This is a genomic window from Pseudolysinimonas yzui, from assembly GCF_014653215.1.
GTDB classification, from domain to species: domain Bacteria; phylum Actinomycetota; class Actinomycetes; order Actinomycetales; family Microbacteriaceae; genus Pseudolysinimonas_A; species Pseudolysinimonas_A yzui.
In genome coordinates this window covers 915645-939081 of sequence record NZ_BNAI01000001.1, presented here as the reverse complement: position 1 = coordinate 939081, position 23437 = coordinate 915645, and the positions used below count along the sequence as shown (strand labels likewise).

Here is a 23437-nt window from a genome sequence, read left to right as displayed (position 1 = left end):
CGTCCGGCGTGGGCGGCGTTCGGGCTTCTAGAGTTGAGCGCGTGACCCGAGCCTCCCACGACCCCACCGCGCGGCGGCCGCGAGGCCCCGAAGACGCCTGGGTCGACGGCCCGCGCGGCCGCTACTGGGGAACGTTCGGTGCGGCCGGGCTGCTGCTGGCGCATCCGGATGCCGGCGTCCTGCTGCAACTGCGTGCGGTGTGGAGCCACCTCGGCGGAACGTGGGGGCTGCCCGGCGGCGCACGCAAGGCCGGCGAAACACCGGAGGCCGCGGCGATCCGCGAAGCCGATGAGGAGGCCGGAGTGCCGCCCGAGCTGGTCACGGTGCTGGGCACGTCGGTGTTCGACCTCGGTTACTGGTCGTACACGACCGTGCTGGCGCGCACTGACGAGTTGTTCGCGCCGATCCTCGGCGATGCCGAGAGCGAGGCCCTGGAGTGGGTGCCGTTCGACGCGGTCGCCGACCTGTCGCTCCACCCGGGCTTCGGCGCCGGCTGGCCCGACCTCAGGTCACGCCTCGACGAGTTCCTGATCGGCTAGGGCGGCCTTCCACGCCGCGAGACCCCGCACGACGGGGCTCGGGTCGTCGGCAAGCTCTGCCATGACGTCGGCGGGCACGAAGAAGTTCAAGGCCACCCAGCCGCGCACCGTCTCGGATTCGTCGCGCGCCAGCACCCGCAGAACGTCGCACGGCGTCGTCTCGTTGCGGGCGAGCCAGGCCCGCACCCCGGCATCCGGGTCGACCGCGAGAGCCTCCACGACATCCGCGGGGGCGTGGTAGCTGCTCGCGACGCTCTCCCGGATCTTCGGGTTCTCGGACTGCGCGAGAAGCCGCAGCCGGGCGATCTTGGTCGGCGTCACCGGGGGAGCGGGATGCCGCGCCGCGACCTCCGCGGCGGTCAGCATCTGCGGCGCCATCGCCGCGAGCTGCGCGCGCTGTGCCGGGGTGTTGAACCGGATGCACGACATGCGTCGACGGTAACTCAGGCGGTGCGCGCGACGCGGGTGCGACGCGGCGGAAGCGGCAGGATCGGTGAGGTCGTCGCCTGGTATTCGGCGTACTCCGGGTACTTCGACTTCGTGATGCTCTCGGTGAAGATCGTCGACCCGACGAACAACCCGGTGAGCAGCGCGGCGCCGAGCACCGTCCATTGCAGCACCGAGCCGGCCGCGATCGCGCCGAAGAAGAAGAACGTCCACCACTGCGCCTGCTCGAAGAAGAAGTTCGGATGCCGTGAGTAGCGCCACAGGCCTGTCTGCAGGAAGCGCGTCGCCGGCTCCTGCCCCGCCGCGAGGGCCGCCTTCTTCTCCTGGTGGAAGTCCCACTGCTGCTGGTCGGCGATCGTCTCACCGGCGAGCAGGGCGAGGAACGCGAACGCGACCAGGAAGTCGAGGATGCCGACCGGCGTGCCGCGGTGCTCGTACGCCGTGAAGGCGGGCAGCGTGATGAGCACCAGCAGCGCGTGCTGGTAGAGCACGACGAAGAAGATGTTGAAGACCGCGAACTGCGTCGGGCTCATCCGTTGACGCAAGACCGGCCAGCGGTAGTCCTCGACACCGGTGTAGCCGCCCTTGCGGGCGAAGTTGTAGGTGAGCCGAGCGCCCCACAGGGTCACGACGCCCGCCATGATGTTCAACCGGGCGTCGCCGAAACCGGCGGCCCCGGCGAAGATCCAGACGTAGACGACCGGCACGATCGACCACAGCCGGTCGACCCAGGAGTGGTCGCGGCTGACCACGGATGCGATCCAGCAGAAGACGGCGACAGCGCCGGCGACCGCGATGACGACGACGAGGGGATGCATGAGTTCGAGCCTAGGATGTGCGAGGGAGGTGGGTGAATGGCTCCGCCGGTGAGTTCGAGGATCGTGACGATCCCGAACATCCTGTCGTTGTTCCGGCTTCTGCTGATCCCCGTATTCCTGGTTCTGCTGCTGCTGGGGCATCTCGGCTGGGCGCTGCTGTTGATCGCGGTGTCGGCGGTGACCGACTTCGTCGACGGCTATGTCGCCCGCCACTTCAACCAGATCAGCCGACTCGGGCAGCTGCTCGACCCCGCCGCCGACCGGCTGTTCATCTTGGCGACGCTGCTCGGTCTCGGGTGGGTGGGCGTGCTGCCGTGGTGGCTCGTCGCGGTCATCGTCGCGCGTGACGTACTGCTGCTGGTGCTCGGCGTCGTGCTCGCGAATCATCGCTTCGGCCCGCTGCCTGTGCACCACCTCGGCAAGATGGGAACGTTCGCGATCCTGTTCGCCATGCCGGTGCTGCTCGCGGCTGCGGCGTTCCCCGACCTCGCCGCCGTCGCCCTTCCGCTCGGCTGGGCGGCCGCCATCTGGGGCGTGTTCCTGTACTGGTGGGCCGGGGTCGCCTACATCCTGCAAGCCGGCCGCATGATCCACGAACTCCGGGTGGCGCCCGCGAGCGCATCCGATACTGTGGATCGCTAGGAGGTCAGGATGGTCGAGCCGAACGGGGCGGTTCCCCCAGGGGAGTCTGAACCCTCGAACGACACGACTGCGCATTTCACCGACGAGTTCGTCGCGCAGCTCGCCGCGCTCGAGGCGGGGATCTCGCCCGACGAGCAGGAAGCGATCGCGGCGTTGCCGTCCGGGTCGGCGTTGCTGGTGGTGCGCCGGGGTCCGAACATCGGGGCGCGGTTCCTGCTGGATGCCGACCTGACCACCGTCGGCCGTCACCCGGAGGCCGACATCTTCCTCGACGACGTGACCGTGTCGCGGCGTCACGCCGAGTTCGTGCGGGTGGGCACGGCGTTCCAGGTGCGCGACCTCGGGTCGCTCAACGGAACGTACTTCGACGGCGTCCGAATTGAATCCGCCCTGCTGAGCGATGGAGCCGAAGTGCAGGTTGGCAAGTTCCGATTGACGTTCTACGCCTCTCGCCATGACAAGGCGACGGGCAACTAGTGGCCGCAGCTACGTCCCCGGCGCGTGCGTCGGGGGGATCGAGCCTTCTCAGCATCGGCCAAGTTCTCGCCCGACTGAGCCCTGAGTTCCCCGACCTGTCGCCGTCGAAGCTGCGGTTCCTCGAGGAACGCAACCTGGTGACGCCGTCGCGCACGGAATCCGGATACCGCAAGTTCTCGCCCGCCGATCTGGAGCGCCTGCGCCTGGTGCTCTCGATGCAGCGCGACTACTACCTGCCGCTCAAGGTCATCCGCTCCTACCTCGACGATCTCGACGCCGGACGCGAGCCGGTGCTGCCCGGCGGCGCCACCGTCATCGCCCCGTCGATGCTCTCCGGCGATCGACGGCTGACCCGGGCGGAGCTGATCAAGGAGTCGGGCGCGAACGCGATGCTGCTCAGCGATGCGATCTCCGCTTCGCTCATCGTGGCCGGTGACCACTTCGGCGAGGACGCCCTCGCCGTGCTCCGGGCCCTCGTCGAGCTTCAGCGTTCCGGCATCGAGCCGCGCCACCTCCGAGGATTCCGAGCGGCGGCCGAACGGGAGCTCGGGCTCATCGAGAGCGCGCTCATCCCGGTGACCCGACGTAAGGACGCCTCGAGCCGGGCGAAGGCGCTCGAGTTGGCGCGCGAGATCGCCGGGCAGCTCGAGGTCGTGCGTTCCAACCTGATCCGCAGCGCCCTCAGCAAGCTCTGACGGGCCGGTCAGAAGTTTCTGGTTGCGACACGCCCGGATGTGATTGTCGGGGTGTGGAGCGCGGGGTAGCGTGAGAGCGCGAAGGAGCTTGAACCTCAAGTTCAACCTGAAGGTTAGGGAAAGCGACATGGCGGAAGTGACCCGGAGCGACGCGTCGCGATATGCGGCCGAGCCGGTGCTGTTCACCGACGGTCTTCCCGAGCTCGACGAACATGCCGGATACCGCGGCACCGTCGCCGCGAAAGCCGCAGGCATCAGCTACCGCCAGCTCGACTACTGGGCGCGCACCCAGCTCGTCGAACCGACCGTGCGCAGCGCCGCCGGATCGGGGTCGCAGCGCCTCTACGGCTTCCGCGACATCCTCGTGCTCAAACTCGTGAAGCGCCTCCTCGACACCGGCATCTCGCTGCAGCAGATCCGTGTCGCCGTCGAACAGCTCCGCAGCTCCGGCATCAACGACCTCGCCCAGACCACCCTCATGAGCGACGGTGCCAGCGTCTACCTGTGCACCTCCGACGAGGAGGTCATCGACCTCGTCTCGCAGGGTCAGGGCGTCTTCGGCATCGCCGTCGGCAAAGTCCTCCGCGAGGTCGAGTCGAACCTCGTCGACGTCGAGTTCTCCCCGTCGGAAGACCCGTCGGACGAACTCGCCGCGCGTCGAGCTGCTCGCGCTGCCTCTTAGCGCTGCCGGGGTCTCGTCCCTCGCCGCCGGGGTCTCATCCGTCACATTTGTGGCGGATTAGTGCCCGCGGGCACGAGAATCTGGCGGATTAGTTCGACCAGCTGAGCCCCGGCGTCTCATCCGTCACAAATGTGACGGGTTACTGCTCAGCCTGCGGCCTGGTCGCCGTCGTTGAGGCGGGCGGTGCGCATGACCCGCTCGAGGAGCTGGTCGAAGTTGCGGGCCATCTCCTGGGCGCCGTCGCCGGGCCAGATGTGAAGGGGCTTGGCGGCGCCTTGGGCCTGCTGCAGCGACGTGCGCTCCGGCAGCTGCGGCGAGAGCACGAGGGGGCCGAACATGTCGCGGAGTTCCTTGATGCGGAACTGGTGCTCCAGAGACTGCACGCGGGCACGGTTGACGACGATCCCGAGGGGCTGGAGGCGGGGGGAGAGGCCGCGGCGGATCTCCTCGATCGCGCGCAGGGCGCGGTCGGCGGCGGCGACCGAGAACAGGCCGGGCTCGGTGACGACGGCGACGCGATCGGATGCCGCCCAGGCGGTGCGGGTGAGGGCGTTGAGCGAGGGGGCGCAGTCGATGAGCACGAGCTCGTAGTCGCGTTCGACGTGGGCGAGGGCCTCTTCGAGCTTCCAGATGTCGCGGATGCTGGGGTGCGGCCCGTCGAAGTTGATGGCCGACGGCGACCCGATGAGCACGTCGACGACGCCCTGGCGACCCTTCGTCCAGCCGCTCTTGGCGATCGCGGCGCGCACGATCTTCTCTTTCGGCGAGGCGAGCACATCGGCGACGTTCATGCGCCCGGCGACGTCGATGTCCATCCCCGTGGAGACGTCGGATTGGGGGTCGAGGTCGACGACGAGCGTGGACACGCCCCGGGCGAAAGCGGCGGATGCGAGCCCGAGCGTCACCGTGGTCTTTCCCACGCCTCCTTTGAGGGAGCTGACGCTGAGCACATGCACGATTAGGGAGCCTACCTTCAGTACCCTGAAAGGAGCGTCACCGCCACCGCTCGCGTCGCCCCGTCGAAAGGACTCCATGTTCCGCAAGATCCTGGTCGCGAACCGCGGTGAGATCGCGATCCGGGCGTTCCGGGCCGCGTACGAGCTCGGGGCGAAGACGGTGGCCGTCTACCCGTATGAGGACCGTAACTCTCTCCACCGCCTGAAAGCCGACGAGGCGTACCTGATCGGCGAGGAGGGGCACCCGGTTCGGGCCTACCTGGACGTCTCCGAGATCATCCGGGTGGCGAAGGAGTCGGGCGCCGACGCGATCTACCCCGGCTACGGCTTCCTGTCGGAGAACCCCGACCTCGCCGAGGCGGCCGCGCAGAACGGGATCACCTTCATCGGTCCGGGCCGCTCGGTGCTCGAGATGGCCGGCAACAAGGTCACCGCGAAGGAGCACGCGATCTCGGCGGGGGTTCCGGTGTTGAAGTCGACACCCGCGACGACCGACATCGAGGTGCTGCTGAAGGGCGCCGACGAGATCGGCTTCCCGGTCTTCGCGAAGGCGGTCGCGGGCGGCGGTGGACGCGGGATGCGGCGCGTCGACACCCGTGAGGAGTTGCGGCCGGCGCTCGAGGCGGCGATGCGAGAGGCCGACAGCGCGTTCGGTGACCCGACGATGTTCATCGAGCAGGCGGTGGTGCGCCCGCGGCACATCGAGGTGCAGATCCTCGCCGACGCGTCGGGGGAGACCATCCACCTGTTCGAGCGCGACTGCTCGGTGCAGCGTCGCCACCAGAAGGTGGTCGAGATCGCACCCGCGCCGAACCTCGATGACACCGTGCGGCAGGCGATGTTCCGGGATGCCGTGGCGTTCGCGAAGTCGATCGGCTACGTCAACGCCGGCACGGTCGAGTTCCTGCTCGACACGGCGGGGGAGCGCGCCGGGCAGCACGTCTTCATCGAGATGAACCCGCGCATCCAGGTCGAGCACACGGTCACCGAGGAGGTCACCGACGTCGATCTGGTGCAGTCACAGATGCGGATCGCCGCGGGCGAGTCGCTCGCCGATCTGGGGCTGCGACAAGACCAGGTGGAGTTGCACGGCGCCGCGCTGCAGTGCCGCATCACGACGGAGGATCCGGCGTCGGGCTTCCGCCCCGACACCGGCAAGATCACGACCTACCGCTCCCCGGGCGGCGCGGGCGTGCGCCTCGACGGCGGCACGGTCGCGGCGGGGGCACAGGTGTCGCCGCACTTCGACTCGATGCTCGTGAAGATGACGTGCCGGGGGCGCGACTTCGCGTCGGCCGTGCGTCGGGCGCGTCGTGGCCTGGCCGAGTTCCGGCTGCGCGGCGTGACCACCAACATCCCGTTCCTGCAGGCGGTGCTCGACGACCCCGACTTCCAGGCGGGTGACCTGTCGACGGCGTTCATCGAGGAGCGGCCGTGGCTGGTGCGCGGGCGCGAGTCGCGCGACCGGGGCTCGAAGATCCTCAACTGGCTGGCGGACGTCACCGTCAACCAGCCCAACGGTGACGGCGCCGGTGTGATCGACCCCGCGCTGAAGCTCCCGGAGGTCGACCTCGAGGCCGCAGCGCCCGCCGCGTCGCGGCAGAAGCTGCTCGAGCTGGGCCCCGCGGGATTCGCGGCCGCGCTGCGCGCGCAGACTCCGCTCGCCGTCACCGACACGACCTTCCGCGACGCCCACCAGTCGCTGCTCGCCACCCGGGTGCGCACCAAGGATCTCGTCGCCGTGCTGCCGCATGTCGCGCGCATGACGCCCGGCCTGTTGTCGATCGAGGCGTGGGGCGGTGCCACCTACGACGTCGCCTTGCGCTTCCTCGGTGAGGATCCGTGGGAGCGGCTGGCGGCGATGCGCGAGGCACTGCCGAACATCGCCATCCAGATGCTGTTGCGGGGGCGCAACACCGTCGGCTACACGCCGTATCCGACCGAGGTGACCGACGCGTTCGTCACCGAGGCCGCGGCGACCGGGGTCGACATCTTCCGCATCTTCGACGCCCTCAACGACGTCGACCAGATGACGCCGGCGATCGATGCGGTGCTGAACACGGGCACCGCCGTCGCCGAGGTCGCCCTCTGCTACACGGGCGACCTGCTCGATCCGGCCGAGAAGCTGTACACGCTCGACTACTACCTGAAGCTCGCCGAGCAGATGGTCAAGGCGGGCGCCCACATCCTCGCGGTGAAAGACATGGCGGGACTGCTGCGGGCGGGCGCTGCTGAGAAGCTGGTCGCCGCGCTGCGGCAGAACTTCGAGCTGCCGGTGCATGTGCACACCCACGACACCGCCGGAGGGCAGCTCGCGACGCTGCTGGCCGCATCCCGGGCGGGAGCGGATGCCGTCGACGCCGCGAGTGCCCCGATGGCCGGCACGACGAGTCAGCCGAGTCTGTCGGCACTGGTCGCAGCGACCGCTCACACCGACCGTGACACCGGCATCTCCCTCGACGCCGTCAGCGATCTCGAGCCCTATTGGGAGGCCGTGCGCCGCGTCTACAAGCCGTTCGAGTCGGGGCTGCCGGGGCCGACCGGTCGCGTCTATCGGCACGAGATCCCGGGCGGGCAGCTCTCCAACCTGCGTCAGCAGGCGATCGCCCTCGGACTCGGCAACCAGTTCGAGAAGATCGAGGACTACTACGCCGCGGCGAACCGCATCCTCGGGCGCATCCCCAAGGTCACCCCGTCATCGAAGGTCGTCGGGGATCTCGCCCTGCAGCTCGCGGCGACCAACGCCGATCCCGCCGACTTCGAGAAGAACCCCGAGAAGTACGACATCCCCGACTCGGTCATCGGCTTCATGGCCGGCGAACTCGGCGACCTCCCGGGCGGCTGGCCCGAGCCGTTCCGCACCAAGGTGCTCGCCGGCCGTACCGTGAAGATCGGCGTGACGCCGCTCGAACCCGCCGACGTCGAAGCCCTCGAGGGCGAGCCCGCGTCGCGTCGCGCGGCGCTCAACCGGCTGCTGTTCGCCGGGCCGACGGCGCAGTTCGAGCAGGTGCGCGAACAGTTCGGCGACCTCTCCGTCGTCGACACGGTCGACTATCTCTACGGGCTGCGTCCGGGCGTCGAGCACACCGTCGCGATCGAACCGGGCGTCGACCTGCTGCTCACCCTCGAAGCGATCGGCGAGGCCGACGGGCAGGGGATGCGCACGGTGATGACGAACATCAACGGCCAGCTGCGACCGGTGTTCGTGCGCGACCTCTCGATCGCGGTCGAGTCGACGACGGCCGAGAAGGCGGACCCCGCGGCGGCCGGCCAGATCGCGGCCCCGTTCTCGGGGGTCGTGACCCTCAAGGTGGGCGAAGGCGACACGGTGACCGCCGGTCAGCCGATCGCCTCGATCGAGGCGATGAAGATGGAAGCGGCCATCACGACGCCCGTCGCGGGCACCGTGAAACGCCTCGCGATCCGCGCCACAGAACAGGTGGAGGCCGGAGACCTCCTGATCGTGGTCGAATAGAGGGATGCGCAAAGACCCTGACGACGATCTCGCGACGGCGCTGCCGCCGAGTCTGACGGTCGACCTGCACCTGCCGGAGCCGGTACACGAGGCTCCGCCCGAGGAGGAGGCCGTCGCCCTCGACGCGATCGCCGTGACCTCCGATGTCGACTCGGCGGTGTCGACCATGTCGATCGACATCCCGACGGCAGTCGTCGCGGCTATCCCGGATGTCGACGAAGAGGTCGCGGAGCCGACCGTTGTCGTGCCGCTGCCGGAGCATCCCGAGACCCCCGTTCCCGCGGCCGCCCCCGCACCGAAGCGCACGAAAGCGGCGAAGCCGCTCAAGCCGGGTCGCAAGCCGGCGCCCGAGGGCTCCTGGCCCGAGCTGGTTTACGCCGTAAGCCTGCATCTGGTCAACCTCGGCGACTCCGCCCCGGTACGGGCCCGCAAGGCGCTCGACGCGCGTATCGCTCGACGCTTCGACGATCGCCCCCGGTTCGTGCCGGTGCTCAGCCGCAAGGGCGGGGTCGGCAAGACCACCGTCACCGTTCTGCTCGGGATGGCGCTGGCCGACGTGCGTGGCGACCGGGTTCTGGCCATCGACGCCAACCCCGACCGCGGCACCCTCGCCGACCGGGTCACCAAACAGACGCGGTCGACGGTGCGCGACATCGTGTTGCATGCGCCCGAGCTGAACGAGTTCGACGAGCTCTCGACCCACGTCTCGCACGACGCGAGCGGACTCGACGTCGCGGCATCCGACACCGACCCGCTGCTCTCGGAAGCCTTCGACGACGGGGGATACAACGTCGTCGCCGACGTGGTGTCGCCGCACTACGGACTCGTCGTCACCGACAGCGGAACCGGTGTCGTGCACTCCGTCATGCGGGCGACGCTGCAGCGCGCCGACGCGGTCGTCGTCGTCTCCGGCGGCAGCATCGACGAGGCCCGGCTCGCCTCCGAGACCCTCACCTGGCTCGAAGCGAACAACTACGGCGACCTCGTCGCCAACGCCGTCGTGGCGCTCAACGCGTCGACGCAGGGCACCGACCTCGACAAGCTGCACGACATCGAGGACCACTTCCGCTCGCGGGTGCGCGCCGTCGTGCGCATCCCCTACGACCCCGAACTCGCCGCCGGCTCGGTCGTGCGATACGAGGCACTGCGGCCGTTCACCCGCGACTCCGCCCGTCAGCTCGCCGCACTGGTCGTCGACGGCCTCCCGGGCGAGGGCGAGTGACCGAGCGGCAGATCCGGCTGTTCGGCGACCCGGTGCTCCGTTCCCGCACCGACCCGATCGTCGTGGCGGCCGGCGACCCGAAACTCGCCGCCCTCGCCGAAGACCTCATCGACTCGGTCACGCCCGACGGCAGGGCCGGGGTCGCCGCGAACCAGATCGGGGTGAGCCTGCGGGCCTTCAGCTACAACATCGACGGCGTCGTCGGATACGTCTTCAATCCGGTGCTCGAAGTCTCCGGCGAACCCGAACTCGTCGATGAGGGCTGCCTGTCGGTGCCCGGGTTCTTCTTCCCCCGGCTGCGTCACCCGTGGGCCCGCGTCACCGGAGTCGACGCCGACGGCAACGACGTGGATGTCTCCGGCGAGGGGCTCATGGCGCAGGCCCTCCAGCACGAATGCGACCACCTCGACGGTCGGCTCTACATCGAAGGGCTCGAGCCCGACGTCAAGCGGGAAGCGATGCGGGCGATCCGTCAGGCCCCCTGGTTCAAGGCTCCGTGAAACGGAGCGAGGTGCGACCCGCCCCCGCAGGAGCGGCGGCGCGCTAGCTAGCTCAGTGGACGAGGGATTCGCCCTTGGTGGCGGGTTGCTCGTACATGGCCTCGATCTGCGCGGCGAAGTCCCTCAGGATCGGATCGCGCTTGATCGACATCTTCGGGGTGAGGTGACCCGACCCCTCGGTGAATTCGGTCGCGAGGATGGTGAACTTGCGAATCGACTCCGCCCGGGAGACGCGAGAGTTCGCGGCATCCACGGCCTTCTGAACCTCGGCGATCACCTTCGGGTTGGTCGCGGCCTCGTCCAGCGACATCGTCGCCGACTCTCCGTTGCTGGTGAGCCACTGGGGAAGCATCTCGGGGTCGAGGGTGACCAGGGCCGAGATGAACGGCCTCTGGTCGCCGACGACGACGACTTGACCGATGATCGGGTTGGAGCGGATCGGGTCCTCGAGCAGCGCCGGCGAGACGTTCTTGCCCGCCGAGGTGACGATGATCTCCTTCTTGCGGCCCGTGATCTTGAGGTAGCCGTCGTCGTCGAGCTGTCCGATGTCGCCGGTCTTGAACCACTCGCCGTCGAAGGTGTCCTTCGTCGCCTGCTCGTTCTTCCAGTAGCCGGCGAACACCGCGATGCCCTTCACGAGCACTTCGCCGTCTGCGGCGATCTTGATGCCGTTCCCGGGCAGAGCAGGGCCGACGGTTCCGATCTTGAACTTGTCGGCGCGGTTCACCGTCGCGGGGGCCGACGTCTCGGTGAGTCCGTAGCCTTCGAGGATCTTGACGTCGAGGCTGCGGTAGAAGTGTCCGAGCCTCGGGCCGAGCGGCGCTCCACCGGACACGGCGTACTTCACGTTGCCCCCCATGACGGCCCGCAGCTTGCCGTAGACGAGCTTGTCGAAGAGAGCGAACTTGATCTTCAGCCCGAGCGGCACCTTGCCGGCGTCGAGAGCCTTCGAGTGTTCGATCGCCGTCTCCACCGCCTTGTGGAAGATGTTGCCCTTACCTCCCGCGATCGCCTTCTGTTCGGCCGAGTTGTACACCTTCTCGAACACGCGCGGCACGGCGAGGAGGAAGGTCGGCTTGAAGGATCCGAGCGATTCGACGAGCTTCTTCGTGTCGGACTGGTGACCCACCCGCACGCCGGCGTGGATCGAGAGGATCGAGATGAAGCGCGCGAAGACGTGAGCGGTCGTGATGAACAGCAGGGTCGAAGCCCCGGGGGTGTTGACGACCTCGTCCATGGCGACCGCAGCGTTGCGGCTCAGGTCGACGAAGTTGGAGTGGGTGAGGATGCAGCCCTTCGGCACGCCGGTCGACCCCGAGGTGTAGATGAGGGTCGCCATGTCTGTGCCCTTGGCGGTGGTGCGGCGCTTCTCGAGCTCGGCGTCGGTGACATCGCCACCCGATGCGGCGATCTTCTCGAGATCGCCGAGATGCATCTGCCAGACCTTCTCGACCTGCGGCACGTCGCCGCGGACCTCGTCGAAACGAGTGAAGTGCTCGGCGCTCTCGACGATGATCCCGGTCGCGCCGGAGTCGGTGAGGATGTACTGGATCTGCGACGGCGACGAGGTCTCGTAGACGGGGACGATGATGGCCCCGGCGTAGGCGATGGCGAAGTCGACGAGCGTCCACTCGTAGCGCACCTTGCACATGAAGCCGATCTTCTCGCCCGGCTTGACGCCCGCAGCGATGAACCCCTTCGCGAGCGCGATGACCTGCTTCTGGAACTCCGCTGCGGTGACGTCGGTCCAGGAGCCGTCTGCGGCGGGAAGCGAGAACAGGGCGCCGTCCGGAGTCTTCGCGGCGCGCTCGACCAGCAGGTCGGTGATGTTGGCGTCGGGATCGGGCTGAACAGCGAGCGGAGTGAAGTTCTCGTTCACGGCGACTCCTTCGGGGCCGGGGATGGTTCTGTCGAGCTTACCGGTGAGAAATCCCCGTCACCACGGAATTAGGCTGTCTCAAATGCACGCCATCGGGATCGACATCGGAGGAACCAAGGTCGCCGGGGCCCTGGTGACCGAAGCCGGCGACATCCTCCGGCTCGAGCGGCGGCCCACCCCGGCCGGCGATCCGGCCGCGATCGTCGACGTCGTCGTCGAGCTGGTGCGCGAACTGGGCGACGGCCAGCAGGTCGTCGCGGCCGGTGTCGCAGCGGCCGGGTTCATCGATGCCGCCCAGGCGACCGTCTACTACGCACCCAACATCAACTGGCGCAGTGAGCCGTTCCGCGACCGGCTCTCGGAGCGGCTGCCGGGGCTCGACATCACGATCGACAACGACGCCAACGCCGCGGGCTGGGCGGAGTACCGATTCGGTGCCGGGCGCGGCACGACCGACATGACCATGTTGACGATCGGTACGGGCGTCGGCGGTGCCATCGTCACCAACGGTCGTCTGCTGCGCGGCGGTTTCGGCGCGGCCGGCGAGATCGGGCACCTCCGGGTGGTGCCGGGCGGTCACCCGTGCGGCTGCGGCCAGAAGGGGTGCATCGAGCAGTACGGCTCGGGCCGCGCGCTCCTGCGGTTCGCGGGTGAGATCGCCGATGCCGGCGGCATCGGGCAGTCGCTCGCCCGGGCTCGTGCCGAGAACGGCGGATTGCTCGACGGCACGATCCTCGGGCAGCTGATCACCGACGACGACCCCGGCGCTCTCGCCGCCTTGCGCGAACTCGGCGACTGGCTCGGCCAGGCCTGTGCCTCGATCGGCGCGGTACTCGACCCGCAGCTGTTCGTGTTCGGCGGGGGAGTGGCCATCGCGGGAGATCTGCTGCTCGACCCGGTACGGGAGTCGTTCCTCGCCCACCTGCCGGCGCGGGGCTTCCACCCGGAGCCGCGCTTCATGGTCGCCCAGCTGGTCAACGATGCCGGGGTCGTCGGAGCGGCGGACCTGGCCCGCATCCACGCCGCGGCGGCATCGACCGAAACCGTTTCCCCCGACCCGGCCTGAGCCGGGCGGGAATAGACTGGCGAGCGGTGCCTCCTCTCTACTGGTTGATCAAGTTCGTGCTGCTCGGCCCGTTCGTGCACACGGTGTACCGCCCGTGGATCGTCGGCGATGAGAACATCCCGGAGTCGGGGCCGGTGATCATCGCGAGCAATCACCTCTCGTTCGTCGACTCGATCTTCCTGCCGCTGCTCGTCGACCGGCACATCGTCTTCCTCGCGAAGAGCGAGTACTTCACCGGCACGGGGATCAAGGGATGGTTCAGCCGGTTCTTCTTCTCGGGCGTCGGCCAGGTTCCCATCGACCGGTCGGGGGGCAAGGCATCGGAAGCCGCCCTCGAGGCGGGACTCCGCGTGCTCGCCCAGGGCCGGCAGCTCGGGATCTACCCCGAAGGCACCCGCAGCCCCGACGGCCGGCTCTACCGCGGACGCACCGGTATCGCCCGGATGCTCCTGGAGTCGGGGGCGACCGTGCTACCGGTCGCGATGATCGACACCGACAAGGTGCTGCCCACCGGCACGGTCTTCCCCAAACTGCGCAAGGTCGGGGTCGTGGTCGGCGAGCCGATGGACTTCTCGCGATTCGCGGGCATGGAGGGCGACCGGTTCGTGCTCCGGTCGATCACCGACGAGATCATGCACGAGCTGTCGAAACTGAGCGGGCAGGAGTACGTCGACGTCTACGCGAGTTCGGTGAAGAACCGCGCGAAGCCGGCTGTCCGACGCTGACCCTCGCGCCCGGCTAGGCTGATCGGCTGGGCCGTGCGTGCCCGCCCCATCCTCCAGTAGAGAGTTCTCCCGTGGTAGACCCGTCAGAGACCGTCGTTCAGGCCGAGCCCAGCGTGATCGAGGGGCTCGACTATTGGCGGACCCTGCCGATCAAGCAGCAGCCGGAGTGGCCCGATGCGGGCGCCGTCGCTGCCGCATCCGCCGAGATCGCGTCGTTCCCGCCGCTCGTCTTCGCGGGTGAGGTCGACATCCTCCGCGACCGGCTGGCGCGAGCCGCCCGCGGTGAGTCGTTCCTGCTGCAAGGCGGAGACTGCGCCGAGACCTTCGCCGGGGCGACCGCCGACCAGATCCGCAACCGGGTCAAGACGCTGCTGCAGATGGCGGTCGTGCTCACCTACGGCGCCTCGATGCCGGTCGTGAAGATGGGCCGCATGGCCGGTCAGTTCGCCAAGCCGCGCTCGAGCGACACCGAGACCCGCGGCGACGTGACGCTTCCGGCCTACCGCGGCGACATCGTCAACGGCTACGACTTCACGCCCGAATCCCGTGCGGCCGATCCGCGCCGGCTGGTGCAGGGGTACCACACGGCGGCCTCGACGCTGAACCTCATCCGCGCGTTCACGCAGGGCGGCTTCGCCGACCTGCGGCAGGTGCACTCGTGGAACAAGGGCTTCGCCACCAACCCGGCCAACCAGCGCTACGAGGGTCTGGCGAAGGAGATCGACCGCGCCGTCAAGTTCATGGAGGCGGCGGGCGCCGACTTCGACGAACTGCGCCGGGTCGAGTTCTACACCTCGCACGAGGGCCTGCTGATGGACTACGAGCGGCCGATGACGCGCATCGACTCGCGCAACGGCACCCCGGTCAACACGAGTGCGCACTTCCTCTGGATCGGGGAACGCACCCGCGACCTCGACGGGGCGCACGTCGACTACTTCTCGCGCATCCGCAACCCGATCGGAATCAAGCTCGGCCCGACCACGACGCCCGACGTCATGGAGAAGCTGATCGACAAGCTCGATCCCGAGCGCGAGCCGGGCCGACTCACCTTCATCACCCGCATGGGTGCCGGCAAGGTGCGCGACGCGCTGCCGCCGCTGCTCGAGGCGATCTCTGGGCTGGATGCCACCCCGCTGTGGGTGACCGACCCGATGCACGGCAACGGGCTCACCACGCCGACCGGCTACAAGACCCGGCGCTTCGACGACGTCGTCGACGAGGTGCGCGGCTTCTTCGAGGCGCACCGCGCGGCCGGCACGTTCCCGGGGGGCATCCACATCGAGCTCACCGGCGACGACGTCACCGAGTGCCTCGGCGGCTCCGAGCAGATCGATGAGGCGACCCTCGCGACGAAGTACGAGTCGTTGTGCGACCCGCGCCTCAACCACATGCAGTCGCTGGAACTCGCGTTCCTGGTCGCGGAGGAGCTCGCGGCGCGCTGAGCCGCGCTACCCGACGGCGAGGCGCACGGTGATGATGTCGCCGCGGCGAGCCGTCGCTCCGGGGTCCGGGTCGGATGCGGTGACCCGAGAGCTGTTCGGGAAGGACTCGGCGAGTTCCTCGTCGATCTGACGATCGAACGCGTAGCGGAGCCCCGCGGCTTCGAGCGCGGCCTTCGCTTCGGTCCACGACATCCCGACGATCCCGGGAACGGCGACGGGTGCCGGGCCGCTTGAGATGTTGAGCCCCACGTGGTCTCCGGGCCGGATCGGCCCGCCCGGGTCGACGAGACCGATCACGGTGCCTTCGGGCACGGTGTCGTGATTGTTCTGCTGCTCGAGACCGTCCGAGACCGTCAGGTCGACAGCCGAGAGCAGAGCACGCGCTTCATCGGGAGACTTTCCCGTCAGATCGGGGATCGCCCCGGCCGACACGACGAGTGCGATGGGTTGCAGCTCGCCGTACTCCGTCGCCTCGAGCAGGCTGGCGCCGCCCGCATCGAGCGCGTCGACGAGCGAGCCGGCCGGCACGGCCGCGTCGAACCGCACGTCGGTCTCCTCGAGGGTCCAGTGCTCGTTGACGATCGCTTCGGCCTCGGCCTGCGACATCCCCTGGTTGAGATCGATCGCCAGCAACTTCGGTCCGGTCGACAGCAGGATGACGACTGACGAGCCCGGTTCGACGGCCGTGCCGATCTCGGGCTCGGTCTGCGCGACGAGGTCGACGGCGACTGTGGGGGAGTCGATCGAACCCGGCTGGTCGGCCACCTCGAGTCCGAGCGCTTCCAGTTCGGCTTTCGCCTGCTCGAAGGTGAGGCTCTCGATGCTGGTCGGGATCGTGACGCGGGCACCGGGGCCGAAGACGAACCACCATCCGACTCCCGACAGGACCAGCAGCAGGGTGCCGAGAATCGCGACCAGCGGGATCCAGCGACGGGTCCGTTGCGGTCGCGGGGCCGGTTCGGCGAGCTCCAGCTCGGTGCCGGGCCCCCCGGGCGGGCGCCGCGAGCCGAGCACTTGCGTCGCGGCTTCGCTGAACGGCCGGTCGGGGCGGGCGGGCGTTGTCACGGTGGCGTCGGTCGGCGCGGTGTGACGAGGACCGCTCGAGGCGGCGGGCAGCACCTGCGTCTTCTGCGGGCGCGCCGGCTCGCCGGCCGGGAGGTCGAGCAGCGCCTCGGTGTCGCGCAGCTGCTCGAGCAGGGCACGGGCGTCGGCGGGACGCTGTTCGGGATCCTTCGCGGTCGCCCAGAACACCAGCTCGTCGAGTTCGCGCGGCACCTTGTGGTTCTTCGAACTCGGCGCCGGGAGAGGCTCGTTGGCGTGCCGGTAGGCGACCTGCATCGGCTGTTCGCCGGTGAACGGCTGCTCGCCCGTGAGCATCTCGTACATCATGATGCCGACCGCGTAGATGTCACTGCGGGTGTCGGCGAGGCCGCGGGTGACGAGTTCGGGGGAGAGGTAGGCGATCGTGCCGAGCAGGGCGGCCCCGGTCGCGGTGTTCGCCGAGGTGGCCCGGGCGAGCCCGAAGTCACCGATCTTGATGCGCCCGTCGTCGGCGAGCAGCACGTTCTCGGGCTTCAGGTCGCGATGCAGGATGCCGGCCTTGTGCGCCGCGCCGAGACCGGCGAGCACGGCTTCGGTGATGTCGATCATCTGCTGCGGCGTCAGCGAGCCGTATTCCTCGAGCAGGTCGCGCAACGTGATACCCGGCAGGTACTCCATGACGAGGTAGGCGGACTCGCTGTCCTGCCCCTGGTCGAAGACGTTGACGACGTTCGGGTGCGCGAGCCGCGCCGCGCTGCGCGCCTCCTGGATGAAGCGCTGCTTGAACTGGCTGTCGTCGGCGAGGTGCCCGTGCATGACCTTGACCGCCACGCGGCGCTCAAGGCGGAGATCGGTCGCGAGATAGACCGTCGCCATCCCGCCTCGGGCGATGCGTGAGCGTACTTGGTACCGGCCGTCGATGAGCCGGCCGATCATCGGATCGGTGGCGTTGACACTCACCCTCGGATTCTAGGTTCGCGCGCCCCGCCAGCCTGGGAGGACACCCGAAAGGCGCGGTATCAGTGCGTCAGGCCAGTGCGGCGAACCAGGCGCGCGCGCTCGTCTCCCACTTCGCGTACGCATCGGGGTAGGCCGAGACCTGCACCTTCTGCGCGGCGACGGTGAGCGCCATCGACTGCCAGCCCGAGATGTCGAGCAGCCCCCGCGTGTAGCCGCTGCGGCCCTGGTAGAAGAGGTAGGCCGAGTGGTACGGGTTCATGATGTCGTCGATCGTGCCCCAGCCCGTGCTGGTGCGCTGCTGGAAGAGGCCCACCGAGTCCCGGTCGCCGTAGTTGATGTTGCGCAGGCTCGACTCCTGCATCGCGGTGGCGAGGGCGATGATGATGCCGTAGTCGGGCACCCCCTGCTCGCGGCCCACCTGGATGATGATGCGCGCGTTGCCCTCCTGCTCGGCGGTGAGGGTCGTGACCGAGCCGCCGGAGGCGCCGCCCGCCGAGGAACCGCCTGCTGCGGGGATGACGATCGTCTGGCCCGGGTAGATGATGCTCGACGCGGTGAGCCCGTTGGCGGCGAGAACCGCCTGGGTGGTCACCCCGAACCGGGCGGCGATCGACGAGATCGTGTCACCCGACTTGATCGTGTAGCTCGACGTCGGGGCAGGGCGCGCGGTGGGGGCGGCCGGAGCGGTCGGGGCCGTCGGGCTGGTCGCCGAGACCAGTTCGATCTGGGGTGCCGCGGGAGCGGCGACCGCGGGGATGGCGATCGTCTGACCGGGGTAGATGATGCTCGACCAGCCGAGTCCGTTCGCGCTGAGAACGGACTCCACCGGCACCCCGAAACGGGCAGCGATGCGCGAGATGGTGTCGCCTCGGGCGATCGTGTAGCGACCGCCCTCCTGCGTCGAGGTGGGGGCGACGGTCGCACCGGGGGCGAGCTTGAGCACCTGGCCGGGGAAGATGAGCGACTTCCAGCCGAGGCCGTTCAGGGCGAGAACGGATGCCGTCGAGAGTCCGTGTCGTCCGGCGATCGCCGCGACGGTGTCGCCGGCCTGCACGGTGTAGGAGGTGGCTGCGGCGGCGTTGCCGCCTCCCGTGGCGACGCGGGCTGCCGTGCCGATGAGGCTGCGCATCGACGAGCTGAAGTCGGCCTTCGGCTTGGCGGGCTTCTTCGGTGCGGCCGAGACGGGCTCGACCGGACCGGTCAGGTTGAGTCCCATCGTCATCGCGCTCGCGACGACGAACGGGAGGGTCTTGCGGAAACCTTCACCGAGCGGCGCGCGACGGCGTGACCCGCGGTGCCGGGCACCGGTCGGGGTCGGATCCGACGACACCAGCCCCGGGAACAGGGGTCGCGGGGTGTCCTCCGCGTCGCGTACGTCAGTCATCTCCGCCTCAATCTCCTCAGCCCCCCCGAGGATTCGTGTCGGCACTCCACCCCACGGTGACACAGCTGTACATCTGTGTCAATCAACGTGGCCGATGATGTTTGAGTTCACAAGCTGGAAACAATTCGACATGGCACGCTAGGGGAGTGACCGCACCCGCCCCGCGGACCTGGCTGACCGTCCCCGAACTCGTCGAACTGATCGGCGAGCCCCCCGGGCGCATCCGACGACTCATCGAGGAGTACACCCTCCCCGGTGCCCGGATCGACGGCATCCTCAAAGTCCCCGCCGACTTCATCAGAGACGGCGAACCCCTCCACGAACTCCGCGGAACCTTCATCGTGCTGCACGACGCGGGGTTCTCCGACGACGAAGCGATGAACTGGATGCTCGCGGACAACGAGTTGCTCGGGGGGGTTGCGCCGATCGACGCTTTGCGTTCCGGGCGCAAGGCTGAAGTGCGGCGGGTTGCTCAGGCTCTGGGGTTCTGAGGCCTTCGCTTTTTCCGCGGCGACCGCGCGAGTCAAGAGCGGGGACCCCTACCCCGATTGACTCGCGCAGTCGCCGCAGAAACGCTGTGTTCTCCGTAGGGGGTGCCCGTCTCCCACCAGGAGGAGGGTGGGGGTTACCCGTCGGTTTCGGGTGTGTCCTGCGACGTTCTAGAAGGTTCTTGTTGTTGCGGCGTCGGCCAGGGCGGTGAGTTCGGCTCGGGCGCTGCGGGCGAGGGGAGCGGCGGCGAGGGCGGCGCGGGACTGGTCGAGGTGGTGGGCGATCACGCGTTCGACGTGCTCGACAGCGCCGCTGTCGCGGACGGCGGTCTGCAGCATCGCGATCTGATCGGCGTCGAGGGAGCGGTCGCCGAGGAGTTCGTCGAAGACGCGGGCGGCGGATGCCGGCAGCTTCTGCCGGGCGAGAGTGACCAGCACCGTGCGCTTGCCCTCACGCAGGTCATCGCCGGCCGGCTTGCCCGTGACCGCCGGATCGCCGAACACCCCGAGCAGATCGTCGCGCAGCTGGAACGCGATGCCCAGTGGCAGCCCGAACTCGCGGAGCGCCGCAAGCTGCGCGAGCGACCCGTCGGCGAGCGAGCCGCCGATCACGAGGGGAGACTCGACGCTGTACTTGGCCGACTTGAAGACGATGACCCGCTGCGCCCGGGAGAGATGCTCCTCCTCGGGGATGGTGCGCCACGCCGTCTCCTCGAAGATGTCCAGGTATTGGCCGGCCGTCACCTCGGTGCGCATGCGGCCGAACTCCGCGCGTGCGGCGCGACCCGCCGCGACGTTGTCGGTCGCCGCGACGCCGGCATCCACCAACTCATCGCTCCAACCGAGCAGCAGATCCCCCAGCAGCAGAGCGGCGGACAGGCCGAAGCCGTCTGACGAACCGTCCCAGCCGCGTTCCCGATGCAGCACCGCGAACGCCCGGTGCACACTCGGCTGGCCGCGTCGCAGGTCGGAGTTGTCCATGATGTCGTCGTGCACGAGCGCGGCCGCGTGGAACACCTCGAGCCCTGCCGCGATCGACACGACGGCCCCGAGATCGGCATCCGCGGAGTCGTCGTCGAGCGGATCGAACTCGGTGGCATGAGCGCTGACGGCCCGCCAGCCCCAGTAGCAGAACAGCGCGCGGAAACGCTTTCCCCCGGCGAGCAGGCGCCGGGCGTAGTCGTCGACGACGTCGAGATCGGGCGAGATGCCGCGCAATTCGGCTCCGCGCTCCGCCAGGAAGCCGTCGAGGCGAGACTGCACCAGGTCCACTAACCGCGGACTCTCAGGCACGCGCCTACCTTATCGGCGTGTGAGCGGCCTACAATGAGCTTCTCGCGGTCAAGGAGTTCACAATGCCACTTTCTGAGCAGGAGCAGCGCCTCCTCGATGAGATGGAGCGCAGCCTTTACCACCACGACGCAGACGATGTCGCCAAGGTGGGCGCTCGTGGACGCGCCAACTACACGGCGATCGCCCTCGCCATCCTCGCCGGGGTCATCGGCATCGTGCTCCTCATCGTCGGCGTCGTCGTGCAGCAGCCGCTCGTCGGCGTGCTCGGATTCGCGGTGATGTTCGTCGGCGCGCTGCTCGGGTTCGCCCCGCCGCGTCGCCTGACCATTCCGCGCGCCGCACCCGATGCGCCCCGGCGACCCACCTTCATGGACACCCTCGGCGAGCGCTGGGAACAGCGTCGCGACAGCGAGGACTGACACCCCGCCTTTCCCATCTGTTCAGGCCGACCTTCGGGTCGGCCTTTTTTTGTTGCCCGCGCGCTCCGCGGGGCGCCACCGGGGAGCGCCGTGGCCCCAAAGGGAGGGTAAGTGGCGGAAAATGGTTGCTTGGGGAGGAATGTGGAGTAAAGTGGAGGAACCTCAGACGTCTGGCCGGAGAAGTGAGGGGGTGGCCGCATGTTGCTCGGCACCTTCGCGCCCAAGCTCGACGACAAGGGCCGCGTCATCCTCCCGGCCAAGTTCTGGGACGAGTTCTCCGGCGGACTGGTCATGACCCGTGGGGTCGACCGCTGCGTCTTCGTCTACTCGGAGCGCGAGTTCGAGAAGGTCCACGAACGGATGAGCACCGCGCCCGTGACCACGAAAGAGGGGCGCGACTACATCCGTCTCTTCCTCTCCGGCGCCACGCAGGAGATCCCCGACAAGCAGCGGCGCGTCACCGTGCCGTCGATGCTCCGCGAATACGCGGGCCTCGATCGCGAACTCACGATGATCGGCGCCGGAACGCGCGCCGAGATCTGGGACACCGCGGCGTGGAACGAGTTCTACGCCGCGACCGAATCCGGCTATGCCGCCGCCGACGGGGAGGTGATCGCGGGCCTCTTCTAGATCCCTCGAACCCGACCCTCAGCCGCGCACCCTGACTCACTTCCCCAGAGCCAGGTCGCAGCGGATGGGGATCAGGTTCGAGGGCCCGGCCCCCACATCGCCATGACAGACCCGACGAACCCGACCGCGTCCGACGACGCCCTCCACACCCCGGTCATGCTCGAGCGCTGCCTCGAACTGCTCGCACCTGCCCTCGAACGCGCCGGCGCAGTGCTCGTCGACGGCACGCTCGGCCTCGGCGGGCACGCCGAAGCGTTCCTGCGCCGATTCCCCGACCTCACCCTGGTCGGGATCGACCGGGACCCTGAGGCGTTGCGCCTGGCGCGGGAGCGCTTGAAGCCCTTTGCCGACCGCACGCACCTCGTGCACGCGGTCTCGGATGCGCTGCCGACGGTGCTCGCCGACCTCGGCATCCCGGGGGTCGCCGGCATCCTCTACGACCTCGGCGTGTCATCCATGCAGCTCGACCGGGTCGACCGGGGCTTCTCCTATGCCCGCGACGCGGCCCTCGACATGCGGATGGACCCGACCGCACCGCTCACCGCCGCCCGCATCCTGGCCGAGTACGACGAGGGCGCCCTGCGGCGCATCTTCTTCGAGTACGGCGAAGAGAAGCTCAGCGCCCGGTACGCCCGCAGGATCGTGCAGGCGCGGGCGCTCGCGCCGATCGAGACATCGGCGCAGCTCGTCGACATCCTGCAGGCGGCGACGCCCGCCGCCGTCAAGAACGCCGGCCACCCCGCGAAACGGGTGTTCCAGGCCCTGCGTATCGAGGTCAACGCCGAACTCGACGTGCTCGCCCGCACCATTCCCGCAGCGCTCGCGGCGCTCGAGGTCGGCGGACGCATCGTCGTTCTCGCCTACCAGTCGCTCGAAGACCGCATCGTGAAGCGCGAGTTCGCCGCACGGTCGACCTCGACGGCCCCGCGTGGACTGCCGGTCGAACTGCCCGAGCACGCACCTGAGTTCAAGCTGCTCGTGCGCGGCGCCGAGCAGGCGAGCGACGCCGAGCGCGCCCGCAACCCGCGAGCGGCCTCGGTGCGGCTGCGCGCCGCTGAACGCATCCGGGCGGTGGCCGCATGAGCGCGCTCCCGCTCGCGTCCCCGCGGCCGGCACGGTCACCGGAACCCCGCCGTCACCTCGAGGTCGCGCCGACCCGAGCCCAGCGGCGCGCCCGCCCCCGGGTGCTGCCGGCGATCGTCACCATCTCGGGAATCGGCGTCATCCTGCTGGCCCAGTTGCTGCTCAGCATCGTGCTCGCTGACGGCGCGTACACGATCGCCGGGCTGCAGACCCAGCAACGCGACCTGCTTCGCCAGGAGCAGGCGCTCACCGAAGAGCTCGAGGTGCTGTCGTCGACGCAGAACCTCACGGCGAACGCCGAGAACCTGGGCATGATCGCCAGTGGCAACCCGGTGTTCCTCGACCTGTCGACGGGTGCCGTGTCGGGCAACCCGACGGCGGCGGGCGGCAGCCTCACCGGTTCGAGCGGCAACCAGATCGGCAACTCCCTGCTGAGCGGCGCGACGCTCGTGGAACCGGCCGACGAGCAGGCCTCGGGATCGACCGGCACGCCTCAGGCGAACGGCGCGTCGTCGCAGCCGGGCTCCTCATCACCCGGCACGATCCCCTCGCCGACCACCCGCTGACGCCGGAA

Annotated in this window: 23 protein-coding genes; 16 read left to right on the top strand and 7 right to left on the bottom strand. The window is 69.1% G+C overall.

Annotated features, from left to right (window positions below; translation table 11 throughout):
* Nucleotides 1-41 precede the first annotated feature (41 nt).
* Nucleotides 42-539, top strand: a complete 498-nt coding sequence (locus tag IE173_RS04705; protein WP_191282210.1) for an NUDIX domain-containing protein — start codon at nt 42-44, stop codon at nt 537-539.
* On the opposite strand, the gene IE173_RS04700 is transcribed toward IE173_RS04705, so the two are convergent.
* Nucleotides 510-968 (bottom strand): hypothetical protein, encoded by a 459-nt coding sequence (locus IE173_RS04700; RefSeq protein ID WP_191282208.1) that lies wholly within the window; start codon nt 966-968, stop codon nt 510-512. The genes IE173_RS04705 and IE173_RS04700 overlap by 30 nt on opposite strands.
* A 14-nt stretch (nt 969-982) precedes the next feature.
* Nucleotides 983-1804, bottom strand: a complete 822-nt coding sequence (locus IE173_RS04695) for a DUF1295 domain-containing protein (protein ID WP_191282206.1) — start codon at nt 1802-1804, stop codon at nt 983-985.
* A gap of 48 nt (nt 1805-1852) precedes the next feature.
* On the opposite strand from IE173_RS04695, the gene IE173_RS04690 reads away from it, so the two are divergent.
* The 4 genes from IE173_RS04690 (at nt 1853) to IE173_RS04675 (ending at nt 4300) form a co-directional block, all read left to right on the top strand.
* A complete protein-coding gene (locus IE173_RS04690; protein ID WP_308433079.1) occupies nt 1853-2446 on the top strand; it encodes a CDP-alcohol phosphatidyltransferase family protein in 594 nt (197 codons plus the stop codon).
* A 9-nt stretch (nt 2447-2455) separates the two neighbouring features.
* Complete coding sequence (locus IE173_RS04685; RefSeq protein ID WP_191282202.1) at nt 2456-2923, top strand: FHA domain-containing protein; 468 nt, start codon at nt 2456-2458, stop codon at nt 2921-2923.
* Entirely contained in the window at nt 2923-3618 is a 696-nt protein-coding gene (gene ftsR / locus IE173_RS04680) for a transcriptional regulator FtsR (RefSeq protein WP_191282200.1), read from the top strand. The genes IE173_RS04685 and ftsR overlap by 1 nt, the downstream gene beginning before the upstream one ends.
* Nucleotides 3619-3745: 127 nt before the next feature.
* A complete protein-coding gene (locus tag IE173_RS04675; protein WP_191282198.1) occupies nt 3746-4300 on the top strand; it encodes a MerR family transcriptional regulator in 555 nt (184 codons plus the stop codon).
* A gap of 146 nt (nt 4301-4446) precedes the next feature.
* Here the strand turns inward: IE173_RS04675 and IE173_RS04670 are convergent, their stop codons facing one another.
* Nucleotides 4447-5256, bottom strand: coding sequence for a ParA family protein (locus IE173_RS04670; protein WP_191282196.1), 810 nt, complete (start codon nt 5254-5256; stop codon nt 4447-4449).
* A 76-nt stretch (nt 5257-5332) separates the two neighbouring features.
* On the opposite strand from IE173_RS04670, the gene IE173_RS04665 reads away from it, so the two are divergent.
* From IE173_RS04665 to IE173_RS04655, 3 genes are read left to right on the top strand one after another with little or no spacing between them, the layout of a single operon-like run.
* Complete coding sequence (locus tag IE173_RS04665; protein ID WP_191282194.1) at nt 5333-8731, top strand: pyruvate carboxylase; 3399 nt, start codon at nt 5333-5335, stop codon at nt 8729-8731.
* A 4-nt stretch (nt 8732-8735) separates the two neighbouring features.
* Nucleotides 8736-9953 carry a MinD/ParA family ATP-binding protein gene (locus IE173_RS04660; protein WP_191282192.1) on the top strand — a complete coding sequence of 406 codons (1218 nt, stop codon included), beginning with the start codon at nt 8736-8738 and terminating at the stop codon, nt 9951-9953.
* Entirely contained in the window at nt 9950-10453 is a 504-nt protein-coding gene (locus IE173_RS04655) for a peptide deformylase (RefSeq protein ID WP_191282190.1), read from the top strand. Before IE173_RS04660 ends, IE173_RS04655 begins: the two co-directional genes overlap by 4 nt.
* Before the next feature lie 52 nt (nt 10454-10505).
* Here the strand turns inward: IE173_RS04655 and IE173_RS04650 are convergent, their stop codons facing one another.
* The gene (locus tag IE173_RS04650) at nt 10506-12332 is read right to left on the bottom strand and encodes an AMP-dependent synthetase/ligase (RefSeq protein ID WP_191282188.1); all 1827 of its coding nucleotides are present in this window, start codon (nt 12330-12332) and stop codon (nt 10506-10508) included.
* Between the two features lie 82 nt (nt 12333-12414).
* On the opposite strand from IE173_RS04650, the gene IE173_RS04645 reads away from it, so the two are divergent.
* The 3 genes from IE173_RS04645 (at nt 12415) to IE173_RS04635 (ending at nt 15565) form a co-directional block, all read left to right on the top strand.
* Nucleotides 12415-13398: an ROK family protein gene (locus IE173_RS04645; RefSeq protein WP_191282186.1), complete on the top strand. Its 984-nt coding sequence runs from the start codon at nt 12415-12417 to the stop codon at nt 13396-13398.
* 26 nt (nt 13399-13424) lie between these two features.
* Nucleotides 13425-14123, top strand: a complete 699-nt coding sequence (locus tag IE173_RS04640) for a lysophospholipid acyltransferase family protein (protein WP_191282184.1) — start codon at nt 13425-13427, stop codon at nt 14121-14123.
* A gap of 71 nt (nt 14124-14194) precedes the next feature.
* Nucleotides 14195-15565, top strand: a complete 1371-nt coding sequence (locus IE173_RS04635) for a class II 3-deoxy-7-phosphoheptulonate synthase (RefSeq protein WP_373298447.1) — start codon at nt 14195-14197, stop codon at nt 15563-15565.
* 6 nt (nt 15566-15571) lie between these two features.
* Here the strand turns inward: IE173_RS04635 and pknB are convergent, their stop codons facing one another.
* Both pknB and IE173_RS04625 read right to left on the bottom strand, forming a co-directional pair.
* A complete protein-coding gene (gene pknB / locus IE173_RS04630) occupies nt 15572-17542 on the bottom strand; it encodes a Stk1 family PASTA domain-containing Ser/Thr kinase (protein WP_373298450.1) in 1971 nt (656 codons plus the stop codon).
* 91 nt (nt 17543-17633) lie between these two features.
* Entirely contained in the window at nt 17634-18950 is a 1317-nt protein-coding gene (locus tag IE173_RS04625; RefSeq protein WP_191282180.1) for a LysM peptidoglycan-binding domain-containing protein, read from the bottom strand.
* A 146-nt stretch (nt 18951-19096) separates the two neighbouring features.
* On the opposite strand from IE173_RS04625, the gene IE173_RS04620 reads away from it, so the two are divergent.
* The gene (locus IE173_RS04620) at nt 19097-19441 is read left to right on the top strand and encodes an Rv2175c family DNA-binding protein (protein WP_191282178.1); all 345 of its coding nucleotides are present in this window, start codon (nt 19097-19099) and stop codon (nt 19439-19441) included.
* A gap of 168 nt (nt 19442-19609) precedes the next feature.
* Here IE173_RS04620 and IE173_RS04615 read toward each other — a convergent pair whose 3' ends face one another.
* Nucleotides 19610-20731 (bottom strand): polyprenyl synthetase family protein, encoded by a 1122-nt coding sequence (locus tag IE173_RS04615; RefSeq protein WP_191282176.1) that lies wholly within the window; start codon nt 20729-20731, stop codon nt 19610-19612.
* A gap of 62 nt (nt 20732-20793) precedes the next feature.
* On the opposite strand from IE173_RS04615, the gene IE173_RS04610 reads away from it, so the two are divergent.
* The 4 genes from IE173_RS04610 (at nt 20794) to IE173_RS04595 (ending at nt 23429) form a co-directional block, all read left to right on the top strand.
* Nucleotides 20794-21150, top strand: coding sequence for a DUF3040 domain-containing protein (locus IE173_RS04610; RefSeq protein ID WP_191282174.1), 357 nt, complete (start codon nt 20794-20796; stop codon nt 21148-21150).
* A 198-nt stretch (nt 21151-21348) separates the two neighbouring features.
* Nucleotides 21349-21780, top strand: coding sequence for a division/cell wall cluster transcriptional repressor MraZ (mraZ, locus tag IE173_RS04605; RefSeq protein ID WP_191282172.1), 432 nt, complete (start codon nt 21349-21351; stop codon nt 21778-21780).
* Nucleotides 21781-21882: 102 nt separating this feature from the next.
* Nucleotides 21883-22863: a 16S rRNA (cytosine(1402)-N(4))-methyltransferase RsmH gene (gene rsmH / locus IE173_RS04600; RefSeq protein WP_191282170.1), complete on the top strand. Its 981-nt coding sequence runs from the start codon at nt 21883-21885 to the stop codon at nt 22861-22863.
* Nucleotides 22860-23429, top strand: coding sequence for a cell division protein FtsL (locus IE173_RS04595; RefSeq protein WP_191282168.1), 570 nt, complete (start codon nt 22860-22862; stop codon nt 23427-23429). The genes rsmH and IE173_RS04595 overlap by 4 nt, the downstream gene beginning before the upstream one ends.
* Nucleotides 23430-23437 lie beyond the last annotated feature (8 nt).

Coding starts and splice junctions, on each gene's coding strand:
- IE173_RS04700 (WP_191282208.1), bottom strand. CDS start 968: ATGTCGTGCATCCGGTTCAACACCCCGGCACAGCGCGCGCAGCTCGCG.
- IE173_RS04695 (WP_191282206.1), bottom strand. CDS start 1,804: ATGCATCCCCTCGTCGTCGTCATCGCGGTCGCCGGCGCTGTCGCCGTC.
- IE173_RS04685 (WP_191282202.1), top strand. CDS start 2,456: ATGGTCGAGCCGAACGGGGCGGTTCCCCCAGGGGAGTCTGAACCCTCG.
- IE173_RS04675 (WP_191282198.1), top strand. CDS start 3,746: ATGGCGGAAGTGACCCGGAGCGACGCGTCGCGATATGCGGCCGAGCCG.
- IE173_RS04665 (WP_191282194.1), top strand. CDS start 5,333: ATGTTCCGCAAGATCCTGGTCGCGAACCGCGGTGAGATCGCGATCCGG.
- IE173_RS04660 (WP_191282192.1), top strand. CDS start 8,736: ATGCGCAAAGACCCTGACGACGATCTCGCGACGGCGCTGCCGCCGAGT.
- IE173_RS04645 (WP_191282186.1), top strand. CDS start 12,415: ATGCACGCCATCGGGATCGACATCGGAGGAACCAAGGTCGCCGGGGCC.
- pknB (WP_373298450.1), bottom strand. CDS start 17,542: ATGATCGGCCGGCTCATCGACGGCCGGTACCAAGTACGCTCACGCATC.
- IE173_RS04625 (WP_191282180.1), bottom strand. CDS start 18,950: ATGACTGACGTACGCGACGCGGAGGACACCCCGCGACCCCTGTTCCCG.
- IE173_RS04610 (WP_191282174.1), top strand. CDS start 20,794: ATGCCACTTTCTGAGCAGGAGCAGCGCCTCCTCGATGAGATGGAGCGC.
- mraZ (WP_191282172.1), top strand. CDS start 21,349: ATGTTGCTCGGCACCTTCGCGCCCAAGCTCGACGACAAGGGCCGCGTC.
- rsmH (WP_191282170.1), top strand. CDS start 21,883: ATGACAGACCCGACGAACCCGACCGCGTCCGACGACGCCCTCCACACC.
- IE173_RS04595 (WP_191282168.1), top strand. CDS start 22,860: ATGAGCGCGCTCCCGCTCGCGTCCCCGCGGCCGGCACGGTCACCGGAA.